The organism is Streptomyces sp. NPDC001599, assembly GCF_042893535.1.
Taxonomy (GTDB): Bacteria; Actinomycetota; Actinomycetes; order Streptomycetales; family Streptomycetaceae; genus Streptomyces.
Genome location: NZ_JBIAVA010000002.1, coordinates 794,078 through 813,186, shown reverse-complemented (window position 1 = coordinate 813,186; position 19,109 = coordinate 794,078). Strand labels below are relative to the sequence as shown.

Genomic DNA, 19,109 nt, shown 5'->3' with positions numbered 1-19,109 from the left:
GAGGACGAATCCACCTGCCTGTGAGTAGTGAGCACTGCTGGTACGTGGCCGGGGCCGGGCTGAGCGGCACCGAACCGGCCGGGCGAGGATGTGGGGGGTCCCCCTTGGCCTCAGCGGTTTCCCTTGGGATCGAAGGCGTCCCGCACCGAGTCACCGAGGAGGTTGAAGGCCACAATGAAGATCACCATGGCCACTCCGGGGAAGAGCATGTAGTACGGATCCTGCTCGACGATGTTGGCGCCGATGGAGAACATCCGTCCCCAGTCCGGGGTGGGCTCGACGTACCCCACGCCCACGAAGGACAGGAACGCGATGTTGAGGATGGTGCTCGGCAGCGTGAGCGTCGCCTGTACCAGCGTCGGGGTGACGATGTTGGGCAGCAGTTCCTTGCGGATGATGCGCCAGGGCGAGGCCCCGGAGATGCGCGCCGCCTCGATGAACTCCCGGTCGCGCAGGGACATCGTGGCGCCCCGGACGATGCGGGACATGCTCATCCAGCCCAGGAAGGCCAGCACGATGATGATCGCGCAGGCGCGCACGTAGGTGGGCGTCTCCTTGTCGGGGGCGACGAACACCGTGGTGATGACGGGCATCGCGGCGACGAAGAACAGCTGGCTGGGCAGGGCCATGAAGAAGTCGGTGATCCGGCCGAGCCAGTAGTCGATCTTGCCGCCGAAGTAGCCGCCGGCGAGGCCGATCAGGACGCCCAGCACGGTCATGATGATGGTCGCCGCCAGCGCGGTGGCCATCGAGTTGCGCATGCCGTACAGCAGCTGGGTGAACACGTCGCGGCCCAGACCCGGTTCGATGCCGAACCAGAAGTCGCCGTCGATGCCGCCGAACGGCGCGGCGGGCATCGTGAACATGTCCAGGAGGTCCGGGTTGTCCTGCCCGTACAGCGTGTACGGGTCCTTGCCGTAGACCTTCGAGATCAGCGGCGCCGCGGCCGCGACCACGAAGAAGAACAGGACGACGCAGGCAGAGATCACACCGGCCCGGTCGCGCTTGAAGCGCGCCCACATCAACTGGCCGGGCTTGCGCCCTTCCGGCTCCTTGGGCTTCGGGGCGTCGCCCTGCGGCGCGCTCTCTTTGTCCAAGACGGAAGAGGCTTCAGCACCCTCAATCTCGATTGGACTCGTCATGATTCGTCCATTTCACAGGTAGGAGGTCGTCGGGAGTGCACGGGGCCGACGGCCTTCGCACGGCGTACGTCTTCCGCAGCGCGCGAGGGGAACAACGACGGAGGGGCGACACCGCCCCAGGGAGAACCCTGGCTCGCGGTCGGCGGCTACCGACCGACGGCACACGACGTCAAGGAAGTTCGCGACGCCGGGCCGCTGCCGCATCAACCGTGACGGCACTGAACGCACCCGCGGGGCCTACACCTGCCATCGGGGACGACGCGACCCATATGGCGCTTGTGGCACCTCGCATGGGTTCCTCCTCATGAATCCGCTGGTTCACCGCAAAGAGGAGCACACGACACATTCCGGCCATCGACCGGTGATGAGATCGCCGTGCACCCTCACGCTCGCGAGCCTGCGCCCCGTCAGCGCGTGACCCGTTTATCCGAGCTCTACGCGCCTAACTATCTGCCATCCTCCGGGGAACGAACCACAGGTTCGAGGTCTCGGTTCGATCACAGATAGGGGCCAGATCTTTCAAAATCCGGACAAAGGGTTTGGTACGAGATCGCTGCGAAACGGACTTGTTACACATCTAACGGTGGTGACCGTCCGTATAACGGACGTCCGCGCGACAGAAATTGATTGCGCGTAACGTGCACGGGGTGCAAGCTGACCCGCAGGTATGTCCCGCGCCCGGCCCGTCCGTCGGCGCCGGCCGCCCGACCGCCGGACGGGGCTGCCCGCCGGCACTCCGGGCGGAGTGCTTCCGCGCAGGTTAGTGCGGCTCTGCCCGCCCTGCGCCGCCCCACCGTGAAATCGAGGGTTTTCCCTACACCCGCGTTGCCCCCGCGTCGGCATCACGCCAAACGGCACCGGACCCCACGTGAGCCGTGGTGTCCGGTGCCGTCGGTCGTGCGGTGGGGTCAGCCGTGCTTGGCCCGGCTGGCGGCGCGGGCGCGCTCACGGGCGTCCAGGTTCACCTTGCGGATCCGGACGGCCTCCGGGGTCACCTCGACGCACTCGTCGTCGCGGCAGAACTCCAGGGACTGCTCCAGGGAGAGCTTGCGCGGCGGCACGATCGCCTCGAACGAGTCGGCCGAGGACGACCGCATGTTGGTGAGCTTCTTCTCCTTGGTGATGTTCACGTCCATGTCGTCGGCGCGGGAGTTCTCGCCGACGATCATGCCCTCGTACACCTCGGTGCCGGGGTCGGTGAAGAGCACGCCGCGCTCCTGGAGGTTGGTCATCGCGAACGCGGTGACGGCACCCGAGCGGTCGGCGACCAGCGAGCCGTTGTTACGGGTCGTCAGGGTGCCGAACCAGGGCTCGTGGCCCTCGTGGATGGAGTGCGCGATGCCGGTGCCGCGGGTCTGGGTGAGGAACTCCGTCCGGAATCCGATCAGGCCGCGGGAGGGGACCACGAACTCCATGCGGACCCAGCCCGAGCCGTGGTTGGACATGTTGTCCATCCGGCCCTTGCGCACGCCCATCAGCTGCGTGACCGCGCCCATGTGCTCCTCGGGCACGTCGATCGTCATGCGCTCGACGGGCTCGTACGTCTTGCCCTCGACGTCCTTGGTGACGACCTGCGGCTTGCCGATGGTCAGCTCGAAGCCCTCCCGGCGCATCTGCTCGACCAGGATGGCCAGCGCCAGCTCACCGCGGCCCTGCACCTCCCAGGCGTCCGGGCGCTCGGTGTCCAGGACGCGGAGCGAGACGTTGCCGATCAGCTCGCGGTCCAGGCGGTCCTTGACCTGGCGGGCGGTGACCTTGCGGTCCTTGACGACCGCCTTGTTGTCGGCGCCCTTGCCGGTGGCGCCGCGGCCGACCAGCGGGGAGGTGTTGGTGCCGATGGTCATGGAGATCGCGGGCTCGTCCACCGTGATCAGCGGCAGCGGTACCGGGTTCTCCACGTCGGCCAGGGTCTCGCCGATCATGATGTCCGGGATGCCGGCGACCGCGCAGATGTCACCGGGGCCGGCCTTCTCGGCGGGCTTGCGGGTGAGCGCCTCGGTCATCATCAGCTCGGAGATCCGCACGCTCTGCACGGACCCGTCGCGCTTCATCCAGGCGACCGTCTGGCCCTTCTTCAGCTCGCCCTGGTGGACGCGCAGCAGCGCGATGCGGCCGAGGAAGTTGTCGGCGTCCAGGTTGGTGACGTGGGCCTGGAGCGGGGCGTCCTCGTCGTAGGTCGGCGCCGGGATGTAGTCCAGGATCGTCGAGAAGAACGGCTCCAGGCTGGTGGAGTCGGAGGGGACCGTGCCGTCCTCGGGCTTGGTGAGGGAGGCGACGCCGTCCCGGCCGCAGGCGTAGACGATCGGGAACTCGATCTGCTCCTCGTCGGCGTCCAGGTCGAGGAAGAGGTCGTAGGTCTCGTTGACCACCTCGTCGATGCGGGCGTCCGGACGGTCCGTCTTGTTGATGCACAGGATGATCGGCAGCCGCTGGCTGAGCGCCTTGCGCAGCACGAACCGGGTCTGCGGCAGCGGGCCCTCGGAGGCGTCCACGAGCAGCACCACACCGTCGACCATCGACAGACCGCGCTCGACCTCGCCGCCGAAGTCGGCGTGGCCGGGGGTGTCGATGATGTTGATGGTGATGACGTCGCCGCCATCCTTGGGGTGGTACTTCACCGCCGTGTTCTTGGCGAGGATCGTGATGCCCTTCTCACGCTCCAGGTCGTTCGAGTCCATCATGCGGTCGTCGACGCCTTCGAGCTGGTGCGCGGCGAAGGCACCGGCCTGCTTGAGCATTCCGTCGACGATCGTGGTCTTGCCGTGGTCGACATGGGCAACGATGGCGACGTTGCGGATGTCGTGACGCGTTGTAGACGCGGTCATGTGAGGCGTACTCCCGGAGCGTGTGAGGACGGCCCTCGCGGACGTCCGTGTCACGCGGGCCTGCCGGGCGGTACATGCCACGGCCTCACCCAATGGTACGGGGCTCCGGAGACTGCGGCTTGCCGGGAGGGTTCAGGACGAGGGAGAGGAGGAGGGGGCGGAGGTGGCCGGGGCGGTGGGCCGGGAGCCCTGGGCGCCCTTCTTGAGGAAGCCCATGTCCTCGTAGACCGGCGTCCCGAAACCGAAGGCGCCCGCGTTGGCGAGGTTCTTGCGGGCCGCCAGCAGCTGGGGGCGCTGGTAGAGGGGGACGGAGCCGGCCGCCGCCCAGATCCGCGAGTCGGCCTTGCGCAGCAGGTCCCGGGCCTCCTTCTGGTCCAGGGTGGCCAGGGCCCGGTCGAAGAGCTGGTCGACCTGGTCGGTGCCGACCCGCGTGTAGTTCTGGGCGACGTTCAGGGAACCGTCGGCGGCGGGGACGGGCTTGGCGTAGATGGGGCGGGCGTCGGTGGCGGGGAACGCGGAGGCGGGCCAGGAGTAGAGCGCCAGGTCGTACTCGCCGGCGGCGATGTGGTCCTTGAAGTAGCTCTCGTCCGGCACCTTGGTGATCTTGGTGCCGATGCCGATCTCCTTCAGCATGTCCGTGATCCGGTCGGCCACGGTGCGCAGGGTCCCGGAGCCGGGACCCGAGGGGAGCACGAAGCGGAGGGTGAGCGCCTTGCCGTCCTTGGCGAGCGGTGCCGCCGCCGCGCCGGCCGGGGCCGCGGTGCCCTTGGGGGCGTAGGCGCCGGGTGCACCGCCCTGCGCGGTGTTCTTGCCGCTGCTGTGCTTCTCGCCGCTCTCCCGGTCGGCGCCGTCCTTTGCGTCGTCGCCGTCGTCGTTCTTGTTGTCCTCGCCGACGATGTACGTGCCGTCGTCGTCGCCCTCGGACTTCTTCTCGTCCTTCTTGTCCTCGTTCTTGTCCTTGTCCTTCTCGGCGCCGGCCGCCTCCTCGCCGTCCTTCTTCTTCACCGGGCCCCCGGGGACCCATCCGGCGTCCGCGAGCAGGGCCCGTGCCTCCTTGGCGTTCTGCTCGCCGAGGGCGCCGCTGCCGTCGGCGTAGGCGGGCTGGCCGGAGAGCGCGAGGTGACTGCCCACGGGCTCGGCGGGCAGGCCGAGCGGCTTGAGCACCGCCTCGGCCAGTTCCTCACGGTCCAGGGCGCGGGCCACGGCCCTGCGGACGCGCTCGTCGGCGAGGGGGCCGCCGGCGCCGTTGAGGGCGAGCTGGGTGTAGGCGGGCTCCAGGGACTTGCGCAGCTCGAAGCCGCTCAGGGCCTGCTGCCTGCGCCGGGCCTTCGCCTCGGCCTCGCCGCGCTCCTCGCGGGCGAGGACCTCCTCCTCGGCGGCCTCCTCGTCGGAGCCGTTGGCGATGGCCCAGGAGCGCAGCGCCTCGGCGGCGGACCTGCCCTGCGGGCCTGCCGCCGGGGTGCCCCCGGGGCCCATGAGCGGGGTGCCGGTGGCGGGGTCCCGGGGACCGGCGGCCAGGGTGACCTCGTCGGCGGTCTCCGGGTCGATCTCGGCGAGGTCGAGCTTGCCGGCGACCAGTTCGGAGACCCGCTCGTCGCGGGGGACGGCGCGCAGCACGATCTCGTCCAGCTTCGCCGGCTCGCCCCACCAGCGCGGATTGCCGGTGAGGACCACCTGGTCGCCCTTGGTGTCGACCTTCTTGACGGCGAAGGGCCCGGCGCTGACCTTGAGGGCCCGCCGCGCGCCGTCGTTGAAGGCGTCCGGGGTGCCCGTGACGTCCTTCGGGTACAGGGGCGTGAACAGGGCCTTCCAGTCGGCGTAGGGCCGGCTGAAGGTGACCCTGACCTCCAGGTCGTTCGCACCGCGCTCGACCTTCTCGATGCGGTCGTACCCCGCGTTGCGGGCGGTCCAGTAGGCGCTGTCCTTGCCGGACAGGGCGCGCCACTGGGCGGCGAAGTCCGCGGCGCCGATCTCCCGGCCGTCGCTCCAGACGGCCTGCTGGTTCAGCTTGTAGACGACGACCTGCTTGGGCTCGGTGTCGACGACCTCGGCCGACTCCAGGTAGTCGGGGTTGCGCACCGGGCTGCCGGTCTCGTCCATCCGGTACAGGGAGGGCAGCACGGCCTGCGCGACGCGGGTCGTCGTGGCGTCGGCGTCCGACTGGAAGGCGTTCAGCGTGTCCGGCACGGAGTCCACGGCCCACCGCAGGGTGCCGCCGTCGGAGATCCTGGCGCGGGCCGCGGCGGCGACGTCCTGTGCGGCGAGCGGCTTGCCCGCCGGGTCCTCGGAGGTGCAGCCGGCCAGCGCGGGGACCGCGAGGACACCCGCGGTGAGGAAGGCGACCGAACGCATGACCGCGCGCGGTCCGACGCCGACGTGGGACATCTCTGCTACCTCCGGAAGGCCGCGTTCGCTGCGTTGTGCCGCATTTGCCGTATGTGCGGTATTCAAGTTGATCATTTGTAATCCGGACGGGGATGCGGCCACTGAAGGGGAAACGGTTCCGCCACGCTCGGAGACACGGCGACGACGGTGCGTAAGGTCACCCGTGCGGCGCAATGCCGCCCGCGGTGCACCGACGCGCCCCGGCCAATCGCTGCACATCCCTTCCCAGCGACTGGTGTGACGCGCGACACTCTCAGGCGCATGAACGTAACCCCCCAAGGCCGGCGGCCCCCTGCCGTGTCCGACGGAAGCGAGGTCACGTCTTGTCCGTGCACGACGATCTGTCATCGGTGCAGCGCAGCCTGGACGAGCTGTCCCGGACGGTGACCCGGCTGGAACAGCAGCTGGGCAGCGGTGACCTGGAAGTCCGCCGGGTCCGTACCGACGCCGACCACCTGCGCGAGAGCGTCGCGCTGCTGCGGGCGGCGGCCGCCGCGCCGGACGCGCCCAGGCGTCCGGACCTCGTCCCGATCCCCGACACGCCGTACGACGGCTCCCTGTGGACGGACTCGGACGACGAGGGTCTCGGCGCCCGCGACCGCCGCGCCCCCTAGGGCCTGTTCCGGGGACTCGAGAACGGCCCGCAACCCGACCCGACCGACCGGAGCCGCCCAGTGGCCACTGGTACCGAACCGCCAGCCACCGAAGACCGTCCCCCGGGCGGTGGCGTCCACACCCCGACGCGCGCCGCCATCCGCGCCCCGCACCTGCGCACCGACCGCTGGTGGCTGGCACCGGCCGCCACCGCCGCGGGCCTGCTGGCCTTCGTCGTCTACTCGACCTGGCGGGCCTTCGCGAACGCCGACTACTACGCGGCCCCCTACGTCTCGCCCTTCTACTCCCCCTGTCTGGCGGAGAACTGCGAGCCGATGCGCTCGGGACCCAACTGGGAACTCTTCGGCACCTGGTGGGGCATCTCCCCCGCGATCGTCATCCTGATCTTCCCGCTCGGCTTCCGCCTGACCTGCTACTACTACCGCAAGGCCTACTACCGGGGCTTCTGGGCCTCCCCACCGGCCTGCGCGGTGGCCGAGCCGCACCGGAAGTACACCGGCGAGACCCGCTTCCCGCTGATCCTCCAGAACGTCCACCGGTACTTCTTCTACGCGGCCCTCCTGGTCGCGCTGATCCTCACCTACGACACCGTGCTCGCCTTCCGCGACGAGCACTACGCGTGGGGCCACATGGGTCTCGGCACCCTGGTGTTCCTCGCCAACATCGCGCTGATCTGGGCGTACACCCTCTCCTGCCACTCCTGCCGGCACATCGTCGGCGGCAAGCTCAGGCACTTCTCCCGGCATCCCGTGCGCTACCGGATGTGGCAGTGGGTCGGGAAGCTCAACGCCCGCCACATGCAGCTGGCCTGGGCGTCGCTGGTGAGCGTGGCGCTCGCCGACTTCTACGTGTACCTGGTCGCGTCCGGTGTCTTCGACGATCCGCGCTTCTTCTGATGAGTGAGGCTTTCTGATGTCCGTGGTCGACCGGCAGGAATGGGACGTCGTCGTGGTGGGCGCGGGCGGTGCCGGGCTGCGCGCCGCCGTCGAGGCCCGAGAGCGCGGCGCCCGTACGGCCGTGATCTGCAAGTCGCTGTTCGGCAAGGCGCACACCGTGATGGCGGAGGGCGGGATCGCCGCCTCCATGGGCAACGTCAACTCGGGCGACAACTGGCAGGTCCACTTCCGCGACACCATGCGCGGCGGCAAGTTCCTCAACCAGTGGCGGATGGCCGAGCTGCACGCCCAGGAGGCCCCGCAGCGGGTGTGGGAGCTGGAGACCTGGGGCGCGCTGTTCGACCGGACGAAGGACGGCCGGATCTCGCAGCGCAACTTCGGCGGCCACGAGTACCCGCGCCTCGCCCACGTCGGCGACCGCACGGGTCTGGAGCTGATCCGCACCCTCCAGCAGAAGATCGTCTCGCTCCAGCAGGAGGACTTCCGCGAGACCGGGGACCACGAGTCCCGGCTGAAGGTCTTCCAGGAGTGCACGGTCACCCGCGTGCTCCAGGAGGGCCGGAAGGTCTCGGGCGTCTTCGGCTACGAGCGCGAGAGCGGCCGCTTCTTCGTCCTCCAGGCGCCCTCGGTGGTGATCGCCACCGGCGGCATCGGCAAGTCGTTCAAGGTGACCTCGAACTCGTGGGAGTACACCGGCGACGGCCACGCCCTGGCGCTGCTGGCCGGGGCGCCGCTGCTGAACATGGAGTTCGTGCAGTTCCACCCGACGGGCATGGTCTGGCCGCCGTCGGTGAAGGGCATCCTGGTCACCGAGTCGGTGCGCGGCGACGGCGGGGTGCTGAGGAACTCCGAGGGCAAGCGGTTCATGTTCGACTACGTCCCGGACGTCTTCAAGGAGAAGTACGCCGAGTCGGAGGCGGAGGGCGACCGCTGGTACGACGACCCGGACCACAACCGGCGTCCGCCCGAGCTGCTCCCCCGCGACGAGGTCGCCCGCGCGATCAACGCCGAGGTGAAGGAGGGCCGGGGCTCACCGCACGGCGGCGTCTTCCTCGACGTGTCGACCCGGATGTCCGCCGAGGTGATCAGGCGCCGGCTGCCCTCGATGTACCACCAGTTCAAGGAGCTGGCGGACGTGGACATCACGGCGGAGGCGATGGAGGTCGGGCCCACCTGCCACTACGTGATGGGCGGCATCGCCGTCGACTCCGACACCGCCGCCGCCCGCGGGGTGCCGGGGCTGTTCGCGGCCGGTGAGGTGGCCGGCGGCATGCACGGCTCCAACCGGCTGGGCGGCAACTCGCTGTCCGACCTGCTGGTGTTCGGGCGCCGGGCGGGCCGGTACGCGGCCGAGTACGCGGCGGGGCGGACGGACGACGGCGCCCGCGCCCGGGTCGACGACGCCCAGGTCGACGCGGCCGCCGCGGAGGCCCTGCGGCCCTTCTCCGCCGAGGCGCAGGAGCCCGACGCGGGCCCGCCGGAGAACCCGTACACCCTCCACCAGGAACTCCAGCAGACCATGAACGACCTGGTGGGGATCATCCGCCGGGAGGCGGAGATGAAGCAGGCCCTGGAGAAGCTGGCGGAGCTGCGGGTGCGCGCCCGCCGGGCCGGGGTGGAGGGGCACCGGCAGTTCAACCCGGGCTGGCACCTCGCCCTGGACCTGCGCAACATGCTGCTGGTCAGCGAGTGCGTGGCACGGGCCGCGCTGGAGCGCACCGAGTCGCGCGGCGGGCACACCCGCGAGGACCACCCGTCGATGGACCGGCGCTGGCGCCCGGCCAACCTGCTCTGCTCGCTGGCCGACCCGGCGGGCGACCTCGCGGCGACGGACCCGGAGCGCGGCCGGATCGCCCTGGAGCGGCAGACCACCGAGCCCATCCGGCCCGACCTGCTCGCCCTCTTCGACAAGGAGGAGCTGGTGAAGTACCTCGCCGACGAGGAACTGGAGGGCCGGTCCGAATGAGCGGCTACGAGGCCCGCTTCAAGGTGTGGCGCGGTGACGTGGAGGGCGGCGGCCTGGCGGACTTCACCGTCGAGGTGAACGAGGGCGAGGTGGTCCTCGACATCATCCACCGCCTCCAGGCCACCCAGGCCCCCGATCTCGCGGTGCGCTGGAACTGCAAGGCGGGCAAGTGCGGTTCGTGCTCGGCGGAGATCAACGGGCGGCCGCGGCTGCTGTGCATGACGCGCATGTCCGTGTTCACCCGCGAGGAGACGATCACCGTCACGCCGTTGCGCGCCTTCCCGGTGATCCGGGACCTGGTGACGGACGTCGGCTTCAACTACACCAAGGCCCGCGAGGTCCCGGCCTTCGTACCGCCCGCCGACCTCGGTCCCGGCGAGTACCGGATGATGCAGGAGGACGTGGACCGCTCGCAGGAGTTCCGCAAGTGCATCGAGTGCTTCCTGTGCCAGGACACCTGCCACGTGGTCCGCGACCACGAGGAGAACAAGCCCGCCTTCGCGGGCCCGCGCTTCCTCATGCGCGTCGCCGAGCTGGACATGCACCCGCTGGACGCCGCCGGTGACACCGGCCTGGACCGGTCACGCGCCGCCCAGGACGAGCACGGCCTCGGCTACTGCAACATCACCAAGTGCTGCACGGAGGTCTGCCCGGAGGGCATCAGGATCACGGACAACGCGCTGATCCCGCTGAAGGAACGGGCCGTGGACCGCAAGTACGACCCGCTGGTCTGGCTGGGTTCGAAGATCGGCCGCCGGTCCCGGGACGGGTCCTAGCGCACCCAGCCGTCCCGGTATTCCTTCCAGTTCGTGTCCGTCGCCGCGAAGTCGATGTACGGGGCGACGCCGAAGAGCTCGCGGTCGGCGTCCGTCCGGGACAGGCCGAGGCGGACGCCGCGCACGGCGGCTGCGACGGTCTCGGCGTGGCCCCAGTGGTCGAAGTTGCTCTCGTAGTAGAAGGGCAGGCCCATCAGCAGGTGGGTCGTGGGCGGGGTGACCTCGAGGGCGAGGGAGGTCTGCTGGGCCACGTAGCCGCCGTAGGTGCTCTCCAGCGGCTGCGCGGTGTCGTAGGACATCACGGCGATCTGGTCGACGCGGCGTGCGACCTGGCCGAAGAACTCCTGCGACCACCACTTGGGGTGCTTGGTGAAGAGACCGAAGACGGAGTGCAGGGCGGGCAGCGGGTCGATCTGGTGGGCGGCGACGGAGAGCTGCGCGTCCCGGGCGCGGGTGACGGCGCGTACGTCGTCCAGGAGCGAGAGGTAGTTCCGGTCGTCCGAGTGCAGCGGTTCCAGGTCCAGGTGGACTCCGTCGTAGCCCACGTCCAGGACCTGGCGGGCGGAGTCGACGACGGCGGCGCGGGTGGCGGCCTTGTCCAGCCGCATGCCGTCGGGGCCCTCCGTGGCGAGGACGTCGCCGAGGAAGGCCTGGACGCGGACGCCGGGGAGTTCCCGGTGCACGGCGTCGATCAGCCAGCGGGCCTTGGGGTAGAGCGACTCGGGCAGCGTGCCGTCGTGTTCCATCGGGCCGGTGTGGACGTACAGGTCGCGGATTCCGGTGGTCTTGAGGCTGCGGGCCAGGGCGGTGAGGTCCGCGTCCTTCTTCCGGCCGTCGACCCAGGCGTGGCCGAGCCACATCGCGTCGCGGTTCCTGGTGTAGGTGCCGTCGGCGGGGTCGCCCGTGTAGTTGATGCGGAGGGCCGTCTCGGCGGTGAGGAGGGGGAGGAGCAGGACGAGGAGCACGGCGAGGGCCGTCCGGCGGATGCGGCGGAGCCGCTTCTTCTTTTTTGTGTGCCCACCCGTACCACCCGTGCTGCTTTCGTCGTCGGGTGCGGGTGGCCCCTGCGGGGGCTGATCGCCGTCGGCGGCTGCCGGTCCGGCCGTCGATTCGGCCGTCGGAGCGGCTTTCGGTTCGGTGTTTCTCGGCTCCGTGTCCTCCACGGTGTCCCCTCCCTGTGGCCCGTTTCCGGTCGCGGTGGCCGGATTCCGTGCGTACGCTCCTCGCGTGTTGCCAGCGGGGACGACTCGAACCGGTGTTCCGGTTGCGGTCAGGGGTGCGTGGCGGTGATCTCCGTCGATCTGGTGCCGCCCCTGGTCACGGCCGGGGCAGCCCTGCTGCTGGCCGGGTACGGGCATGTGCGCCGCACCCGGCGGACCCGGACCCGTACGACGCCGGGCCGGGTCAGAACAGGCTCAGCAAGGCCTCCGCGGGGTCCGTGAGCTGGGTGTCGGCGCCCGGCAGGGGCAGTTCGAACCAGACCGTCTTGCCGCGCGGCGTACGGCGTGAGCCCCAGGCCGCGCTGAGCAGGCCGACCAGTTGCAGGCCGCGGCCGCCCTCGTCGGTGTCCCGGGCCCGGCGCCGGCGCGGCTGGACCAGGCCGGAGTCCCAGACCTCGCAGACCAGGGTGCGGTCGAGGAGGAGGCGGAGCCTGATCTCGCCCTCGCCGTACCTGAGCGCGTTGGTGACCAGTTCGCTGACGAGCAGTTCCGTGGTGTCGACCAGCGGCTCCATGTCCCAGGCCAGCAGCTGGGCGCGGGCGTACTCGCGGGCCCGGCCGACGCTGCGCGGCTCGCGCGGCAGGGTCCAGTCGCCGACGCTGTCGCTGGGCAGGCCCTGGACGCGGGCCATCAGCAGCGCGATGTCGTCCTCGCCGTGGTGGCTGTCGAGGGTGTTGAGGACCTGGTCGCAGACGTCCTCCAGGGGCTGGGTGGGGTCCGTGAGGGCGCCCACGAAGGCCTGGAGGCCCTCGTCGAGAGGGTGGTCGCGGCTCTCGACCAGTCCGTCGGTGTAGAGGGCGAGCAGGGCGCCCTCGGGCAGTTCGACCTCCACCTCCTCGAAGGGCTCCCCGCCGACGCCGAGCGGCAGACCGGGCGGCACGTCCAGCATCAGCGCGGACTCGCCGGGCTCGACCAGGACGGGCGGCAGGTGGCCCGCGTTGGCGAAGGTGCAGCGCCTGGTCACCGAGTCGTATACGGCGTACACGCAGGTCGCCAGGTAGACCTCGGACAGGTCGGCCTCGCGGGGGCGGCGGGCGGCCCGGGTGGCCTGCTGGACGCCCCCGGGAGCGCCGAGGCCGCACGCGATCTCGTCCAGTTGGGAGAGGACCTCGGCCGGTTCGATGTCGAGCTGGGCCAGGGTGCGTACGGCGGTGCGCAGTTCGCCCATCGCGACGGCGGCGCGCAGACCGCGGCCCATGACGTCGCCGACGACCAGCGCGGTGCGGTGCCCGGGGAGTTCGATCACGTCGAACCAGTCGCCGCCGACCTCGCTGGCCCGGCCGGTGGCCGCCTCGCCCGGCAGGTAGCGGCAGGCGATGTCGAGCCCGGAGGCCTCCGGGTCGCCGGGCGGGAGCAGGGAGCGTTGCAGTATCAGCGCGCGTTCGTGCTCGCGCCGGTAGAGCCGGGCGTTGTCGATGCAGACGGCGGCCCGTGCGGCCAGTTCCACGGCGAGGTCGCGGTCGCGGTCGCCGAACGGCTCGCTGCCCTTGGTGCGGGCGAACTGGACGAGTCCGACGACCGTGTCGTGGGCGACCATCGGCACGGCGAGCGTGGACTGCACGAGGCCCCCGTCCTCGGCGGGGACGCTGCGCGGCCGGGCGGTGCGCAGGGCGTCGGCGCAGGGCGAGTTGAACGGGTAGTGGTGGACGGCGCCGAGCTTGACCCGCTCGCCGGTGCCGAGGAACGGGGCGTCGGAGACGGCGCTGGAGAAGGCGACGCGGCGCAGTTCCGCGCTGCCGTCGGCGAGTCCCGGCGGGGTCTCGTCGCCGACCAGCAGACCCTGGTAGAGGTCGACGGTGGCCAGGTCGCAGAAGCCGGGGACGACGACGTCGAGGAGTTCGCGGGCGGTGGTCTCCAGGTCGAGGGAGTTGCCGATGCGGGCGCCGGCCTCGTTGAGGAGGGCGAGGTTGCGCCGGGCGTTGGCGGCCTCGCGGGCGGCCTGGCGGCGGGCGGTGATGTCGGTGCCGAGCCAGGCGACACCGATGGGCCGGCCGGAACCGCTGTGCACGCGGTAGAGGTTGACGGACCAGTGGCGGCGCTCCTCGGAGCCCGGCACGAAGCCCGTGACGTGCATGTCCGTGATGGAGTCGCCGGTCTCCAGGACCCGGCGCAGGGTCGCGGTGACCCGGTCGGCCTCGGCGCGCGGCAGGTAGTCGTGGACGCCCTTGCCGCGGTGGTCGTCGGGGCTGCCGCCGAAGATGGAGGCGAACCGCTGGTTGGCGCGACGCACCGTCAGGTCGGGGTCGATGAGCAGGAACCCGAACGGAGACTGGCCGAATATGGCCTGCGACGCGGCGAGATCGGTCTCGATGCTGCGCAGGACGCGGACGTCGACGACGATGCAGACGGCGGCCTTCTCCCCGTCCTCCGTGCGCGTCGGCATGACGTACACCTCGGCGAGTCCGCGCCGCCCGGGCCGGCCGCCGGTGTGCCGGCCGCCCGCCTGCCGTGCCGTCCCGTCGGCCTCGTCCGGTGCCCGGAAGGGGACCACTCCGGTCCATTCCCGGCCGTCGAGGATCTCGGTCATCTTGCGCTGGCCGCGCTCCCGCAGGTCGGGGTCGATGAAGGCCTCGATGGGGTCGGTGCCCACGGCGTCCTCGGCCCTGATGCCGAGCAGTTGCTCCGCACGCAGGCTCCACTGGTCGACGAGCCCGTCGGGGCCGATGGAGAAGGAGGCGACCTTGATGTAGTCGTAGATGGAGCCGGGCGGGCTGCTCTGCCACACCGCGTCACCGAGTGGCGCGTCTGCCGACGGGCCCTCGGACTCCGTGGACTCCGTGGGCTCCTTGGCCCTCGCTGGTATCTCGCTCACGCGAACCGTCCCCTCCAGCTCACCGCATCCGGCACCGGTCACCGGAGGCGGCTGCCCGCAGTATCCAGCACTACGGCGCCGCACGACACGGTGTTCACGATCACAGCACGGTCCCGATGGTTTTCGGTCCGGACCGCGACAACACTTCCAGTCTTCTAACCAGCGGACACGGCATCGAATCACGCAGTTCCACAACTGCCACTGGCCTGAACCTGTGGGCGACCCGAACCAGGGACGATACAAGGACATTTCGGGCGTCGTCCGACGGGTCGGCGACGGTGCGTCACGAGATCGTCGCGCTAGCGCGGCAGGGCCAGTTCGAACCACACGGTTTTGCCCGCCTCCCCGGGACGGGTGCCCCAGCGCCGCGCGGCGGAGGCCACCAACTGCAGACCCCGGCCGTCCTCGTCGTCGGGGCGGGCGACGCGCTCGCGGGGCGGGTCCGGCAGCGGGTCGGAGACCTCCACCAGCAGGACCCCGTCGACCCCGGCGGCTGCGGCGGCTGCGGCGGGGCTGCGCACCAGGCGGACGCCGATGGGGCCGGTGGCGTGCCGCAACGCGTTGGTGACCAGCTCGCTGACCAACAGGGCGGCGATGTCCGCGACGCCGTCGAGCCGCCACTCGCCCAGGGTGCGGCGGACCAGGGAGCGGGCGGTGCGCACGGCGTCCGGCGCCGCGGGAAAGACCCACTCGGCACAGTCGCCCTCGCCGTCACTCACGCCGATCACTTCCCCGGCCGACGACCCCACTGCTGTCCGGTTTCGTGGGGTTAATGGGCACATACCCTTTATCCGGGCCCGGTACCGTTCCTCGCGGTGTCCGCCTGGAGTCCCAGGTGTGCCAGCACCCGCTCGACGGCCGGCACGTCCTGGTCCAGCCAGGGCACGTCCCAGATCTGGCCGGGGGTCAGCCAGCGCAGCTCGTCGTGGTCCTCCAGGGGCGCGGGGGCCGCGGACCCGGGGCGCAGGCGGGCGGTCCACACCTGGAGGACGAAGGGGGCCCGCAGGGGCCACTGCCCCGGGACGCGCTCACCGGCCTCGGCCGCCACCCCGAGTTCCTCGCGCAGTTCGCGCACGAGCGCCGCCTCGGGCGTCTCGCCCGCCTCGATCTTGCCGCCGGGCAGCTCCCACCGTCCGGCCAGTTCGGCGGGTGCGCTGCGGCGCGCGGCGAGCAGGCGCCCGCCGTCGAGCAGGGCGGCGCCCACCACGATCCGTTCCGTCATGCGCCGGAGCCTACGGCCTGCCCGGCCCGCCGCCGTGGGTCAGTCCGCCGCGCCCGCGCCGGGCGCGGCGAGCTTCTCGACCCAGTAGAGCTGCTTGTGCCCGCGACCGTCGAGGGTGTCCGCGATCTGCTGGGCCTCCGCCCGCGTCGCGTACCTGCCCACGCGGTAGCGATTGCCGTTGTCGTCCTGCCGGAAGACCAGCCAGGGAAGAGTGACCGTGCTGTCGTTCATCGCGCCCCTCCACTTCCCGTTCCCGCCGCCCGCGGCACCCGCCGCGCCCCGCCCGCCAAGGAAACCGCAATCCGCATATGCCCGAGCCTACGCCCAACCTTCACGGAGCGAACACGGCTTTGCACAAAGAGGTACGCAACCAGCCAGAACGCAGGGGGCGCACGATGCGGAACGCGCCGTCTCCGCACACCGATGCCTCCGGTCACAGGCATGACGGGACCGGGGGAGGCGACCTGGGGGAACGACCGGATTCCGGCGCCGGGCGAAGGGCGCCGCCGGGCCCCGGCGGATGCGTGAGCGGGGGGACGGGACACGGGAGCGCACGACAGGCGTGCGCCATCTCACACCGCCATCTCGCACCGTCGGCTCACACCGCCGGCCAGCACCGTCGACGGCACCGCGGCAGGGCGCGCGAACTCGCCCGGCCACGGCGCTGCTTGAGGGCTGCCTGACGGGCTACCTGACAGGCAGGTGGTACGCCACCCGGTAGCGGTCGGCCGGGACGACCACGTCGGCGGTCTCCACGGCACGCCCCGAGGCGTAGAACGTGCGCTGGACGACCAGCACCACGTGCCCCGGAACACCGCCCAGGGCGAGCAACTCCTCGGCGAGGCCGGGGCGGGCGCCGACCTCCTCGGTGACGTTGTCGACGACGACGTCGATGGCGGCCATCCGCTCGACGACGCCCATGCCGCCGAGCGGCCCCTCCTCGGGCAGCATCACCGGGGTGCGGCCGGTCAGGTCCAGCGGCTCCCAGGAGGTGGAGAGCATGACCGCCTCACCGGCCTCCCGGAAGACGTACCGCGTGCACATCACCCGGTCACCGGGCTTGATCCCGAGCCGCTCGGCCACGGCACCGCTCGCCTCGGCCTGCTCGCTGCGCGACTCCCAGGTGCCGCGCGCGTCCCCGTCGGCCTGCTCCTGGCGGAACGGCGTGGCCCCGCCGGCCGGCCGGTATCCGGAGCGGGCGACGCGCCGCGGGACGGGCCGCTCGCGCACGTAGGTGCCGGAGCCGGAGCGGCCCTCGACCAGACCCTCGGCCATCAGCACCTTGCGGGCCTCCAGGGCGACGGTGTCCGAGACGCCGTACTCCTCGCGGATCCGCGCCTGGGACGGGAGGCGGGTATGGGGCGGCAGCAGGCCGTCGGCGATCTTCTTGCGGAGATCACCCGCGACACGCAGATACGCCGGCTGCTCACCGAATGTCACTGGCCGCTCCCATCAGGTTGTACAGACAGCAACAGCGTGGCAACCGTAGGTTGGCCCAGGCAAGCAAAGGCCAAAGAATCACTCGATGTGATGACTTGTGCCGCCCGAGGGCTTTACGCAGGCACTTTCTCCCCGCTATGGCCGCTCTCACACCTCCACGCCGGGGTCGTCTCCCCCGCCGTCGCCGCCCTCGTAGTCCGGCGGCGTGGTGGCCAGGCCCAGAGCCTTGCGGGCGGTGACCGTGCTGTCGGCGGCGACGAGGTCGTAGCCCTTGCCGTAATGCTCGTAGTACGCGTCGAGGTCGGCGGCCTTCGCCGCCAGGCCCCACTCCTCCTGCGCCGACCGCAGGTCGTCGGTCAGCGCGGCGACCGGGCGCTCGGCGCCGGCGGGCCAGTCGTGCCCGTCCAGCATCGCGACCTCGCCCCTGAGCGCCTCCGAGACCTGCCCGGCCCAGATCCGGTAGCCCGCGAGGTCGTCCTCGACCGCCTCCGCCGCGGGCACCTCGTCCATGGCCCGGTTCAGGTAGCCCTCCGCGAGCAGGTACGTGTGCTGGTCCGGGTCGAGCCGCGCGCCGTCGTTGCGCAGCGAGCCGGTCAGTGTGCCCCGCTCGTCCGTGTTGCCGAACAGGCAGGTGATCTCGCGGTCGCCGGTCCGCCAACTCGCCGAGGTCGGGGTCAGGTAGTACACGTCGACGTCGGTCGGCAGCGCCCACCGGTCCATCGCGTAGGCGTCCTGGAGGGCGTAGCACCGGTCGTCGGCGGCCCGCGTGATCTCCCCGTCGCCCGGGTAGGAACCGTCCGGCAGGTCGAAGGAGGCGAAGACCTCGCCGTCGTGCTCCCGCGCGCAGGGCACCTCGTCGACGTCGTACGTCACCCCCTGGAGGGAGCCGCTGGGGGTGGTGAAGCACTGGCCCTTCTCCAGGGAGTAGGCGGTGCCCTCGCCGCGCGCGGCGTCCCGGAAGCCGTCCCAGAAGTCGCCGGCGGCGCCCGTGGACAGCGTCAGCGTCCACAGGGCCAGTCCCACGGAGGACAGCACGCAGCCGGCCACCGCGAACCCCTTGCCGCGTTGGCCCCGCTTGCGGATCCGGGCCAGCGCGACCAGCCCGAGGACCAGTCCGACCGCCGGCACGAAGCACAGGACACCGAGCACGAACGCCGCGATGGCGAGCCCGCTGACGGGAGCCTGCCGGGGGTACGGCGCGAGGGGGTGCCCCCACTGCGGAGCGTACGGACCCTGGGGGTACTGCCCCTGGGGGTACTGCCCCTGGGGCCCCGGCGGTGGCGGTATCGACACGGGTACCGTGCTCCTGTTCGAGAGGGTGGTGCGGCGACGGTGCGGCCTCGCGCATCGTAAGCGCGGTCCGCGCGGGAGCCGGTGCGCGGGTCGCGGGCGCGCCGGGCGTCACTGCCTCCACAGCCGTCTGAGCGCCGCGTTGACCAGGTAGACGCCGGCCAGGACGGCCGCCCACCACGGTCTCCCGGAGGCGGCCAGGGCGGCGGCACCGGCACCGAACCACAGCACCTCCAGGACGACCCGCCGGCCGCCGCGCGCCGGGTGGCGGGCGCGCGGCGATCCGAACAGCGCCCACGCCGTCATCATCACGGCCGGCGCGCCCACCCCCAGGGCCACCGCGGCCGGCCACGCGTCGCCGACGGCCACCCCCCAGAGCACGACCGCGGCGTACACCGCGAGTTCCAGCAGGAACATCACCAGCAGGTTGAGGGCCTTCAGGGACGAGAGCATGACGGGACTCCTGGTTCGGCACGGGCACGGTCGGGTGCGCGAGCCAAAGGTGCCAGCAACGGCCCCG

At 71.4% G+C, this 19,109-nt stretch carries 15 protein-coding genes; 4 read left to right on the top strand and 11 right to left on the bottom strand.

Features of this window, described 5'->3' with window-relative positions:
- Positions 1–110: 110 nt before the first annotated feature.
- The 3 genes from ACFYZ3_RS08415 to ACFYZ3_RS08405 all read right to left on the bottom strand — a co-directional run bounded on the left by ACFYZ3_RS08415 (position 111) and on the right by ACFYZ3_RS08405 (position 6,352).
- The gene (locus ACFYZ3_RS08415; protein WP_388514767.1) at positions 111–1,142 is read right to left on the bottom strand and encodes an ABC transporter permease; all 1,032 of its coding nucleotides are present in this window, start codon (positions 1,140–1,142) and stop codon (positions 111–113) included.
- A gap of 908 nt (positions 1,143–2,050) precedes the next feature.
- Entirely contained in the window at positions 2,051–3,967 is a 1,917-nt protein-coding gene (gene typA, locus ACFYZ3_RS08410; protein ID WP_388514766.1) for a translational GTPase TypA, read from the bottom strand.
- Positions 3,968–4,099: 132 nt separating this feature from the next.
- Positions 4,100–6,352: an ABC transporter family substrate-binding protein gene (locus ACFYZ3_RS08405; RefSeq protein WP_388514765.1), complete on the bottom strand. Its 2,253-nt coding sequence runs from the start codon at positions 6,350–6,352 to the stop codon at positions 4,100–4,102.
- Positions 6,353–6,675: 323 nt separating this feature from the next.
- On the opposite strand from ACFYZ3_RS08405, the gene ACFYZ3_RS08400 reads away from it, so the two are divergent.
- From ACFYZ3_RS08400 to ACFYZ3_RS08385, 4 genes are read left to right on the top strand one after another with little or no spacing between them, the layout of a single operon-like run.
- Positions 6,676–6,966 carry a hypothetical protein gene (locus ACFYZ3_RS08400; RefSeq protein ID WP_361003874.1) on the top strand — a complete coding sequence of 97 codons (291 nt, stop codon included), beginning with the start codon at positions 6,676–6,678 and terminating at the stop codon, positions 6,964–6,966.
- A 60-nt stretch (positions 6,967–7,026) separates the two neighbouring features.
- Complete coding sequence (locus ACFYZ3_RS08395; protein ID WP_388514764.1) at positions 7,027–7,863, top strand: hypothetical protein; 837 nt, start codon at positions 7,027–7,029, stop codon at positions 7,861–7,863.
- A gap of 16 nt (positions 7,864–7,879) precedes the next feature.
- Complete coding sequence (locus ACFYZ3_RS08390; protein WP_388514762.1) at positions 7,880–9,829, top strand: fumarate reductase/succinate dehydrogenase flavoprotein subunit; 1,950 nt, start codon at positions 7,880–7,882, stop codon at positions 9,827–9,829.
- Positions 9,826–10,605 (top strand): succinate dehydrogenase/fumarate reductase iron-sulfur subunit, encoded by a 780-nt coding sequence (locus ACFYZ3_RS08385; protein WP_388514761.1) that lies wholly within the window; start codon positions 9,826–9,828, stop codon positions 10,603–10,605. The genes ACFYZ3_RS08390 and ACFYZ3_RS08385 overlap by 4 nt, the downstream gene beginning before the upstream one ends.
- On the opposite strand, the gene ACFYZ3_RS08380 is transcribed toward ACFYZ3_RS08385, so the two are convergent.
- The 8 genes from ACFYZ3_RS08380 to ACFYZ3_RS08345 form a co-directional block, all read right to left on the bottom strand.
- Positions 10,602–11,768: a glycosyl hydrolase family 18 protein gene (locus tag ACFYZ3_RS08380; RefSeq protein WP_388514759.1), complete on the bottom strand. Its 1,167-nt coding sequence runs from the start codon at positions 11,766–11,768 to the stop codon at positions 10,602–10,604. The two genes, ACFYZ3_RS08385 and ACFYZ3_RS08380, sit on opposite strands and share 4 nt — an antisense overlap.
- 241 nt (positions 11,769–12,009) lie before the next feature.
- Positions 12,010–14,637, bottom strand: a complete 2,628-nt coding sequence (locus tag ACFYZ3_RS08375; protein ID WP_388514758.1) for a SpoIIE family protein phosphatase — start codon at positions 14,635–14,637, stop codon at positions 12,010–12,012.
- Positions 14,638–14,936: 299 nt separating this feature from the next.
- On the bottom strand, positions 14,937–15,386 hold the full coding sequence (locus tag ACFYZ3_RS08370; RefSeq protein ID WP_388514757.1) for an ATP-binding protein: 450 nt from the start codon (positions 15,384–15,386) through the stop codon (positions 14,937–14,939).
- A gap of 38 nt (positions 15,387–15,424) precedes the next feature.
- On the bottom strand, positions 15,425–15,859 hold the full coding sequence (locus ACFYZ3_RS08365) for a (deoxy)nucleoside triphosphate pyrophosphohydrolase (RefSeq protein WP_388514755.1): 435 nt from the start codon (positions 15,857–15,859) through the stop codon (positions 15,425–15,427).
- Between the two features lie 39 nt (positions 15,860–15,898).
- Entirely contained in the window at positions 15,899–16,090 is a 192-nt protein-coding gene (locus ACFYZ3_RS08360) for an SPOR domain-containing protein (protein WP_356856442.1), read from the bottom strand.
- A 456-nt stretch (positions 16,091–16,546) separates the two neighbouring features.
- Positions 16,547–17,299, bottom strand: coding sequence for a GntR family transcriptional regulator (locus ACFYZ3_RS08355; protein ID WP_003973878.1), 753 nt, complete (start codon positions 17,297–17,299; stop codon positions 16,547–16,549).
- Between the two features lie 147 nt (positions 17,300–17,446).
- Complete coding sequence (locus ACFYZ3_RS08350; RefSeq protein ID WP_388514754.1) at positions 17,447–18,592, bottom strand: DUF4190 domain-containing protein; 1,146 nt, start codon at positions 18,590–18,592, stop codon at positions 17,447–17,449.
- A gap of 108 nt (positions 18,593–18,700) precedes the next feature.
- A complete protein-coding gene (locus ACFYZ3_RS08345) occupies positions 18,701–19,042 on the bottom strand; it encodes a YrdB family protein (RefSeq protein WP_388514753.1) in 342 nt (113 codons plus the stop codon).
- Between the last annotated feature and the right edge of the window lie 67 nt (positions 19,043–19,109).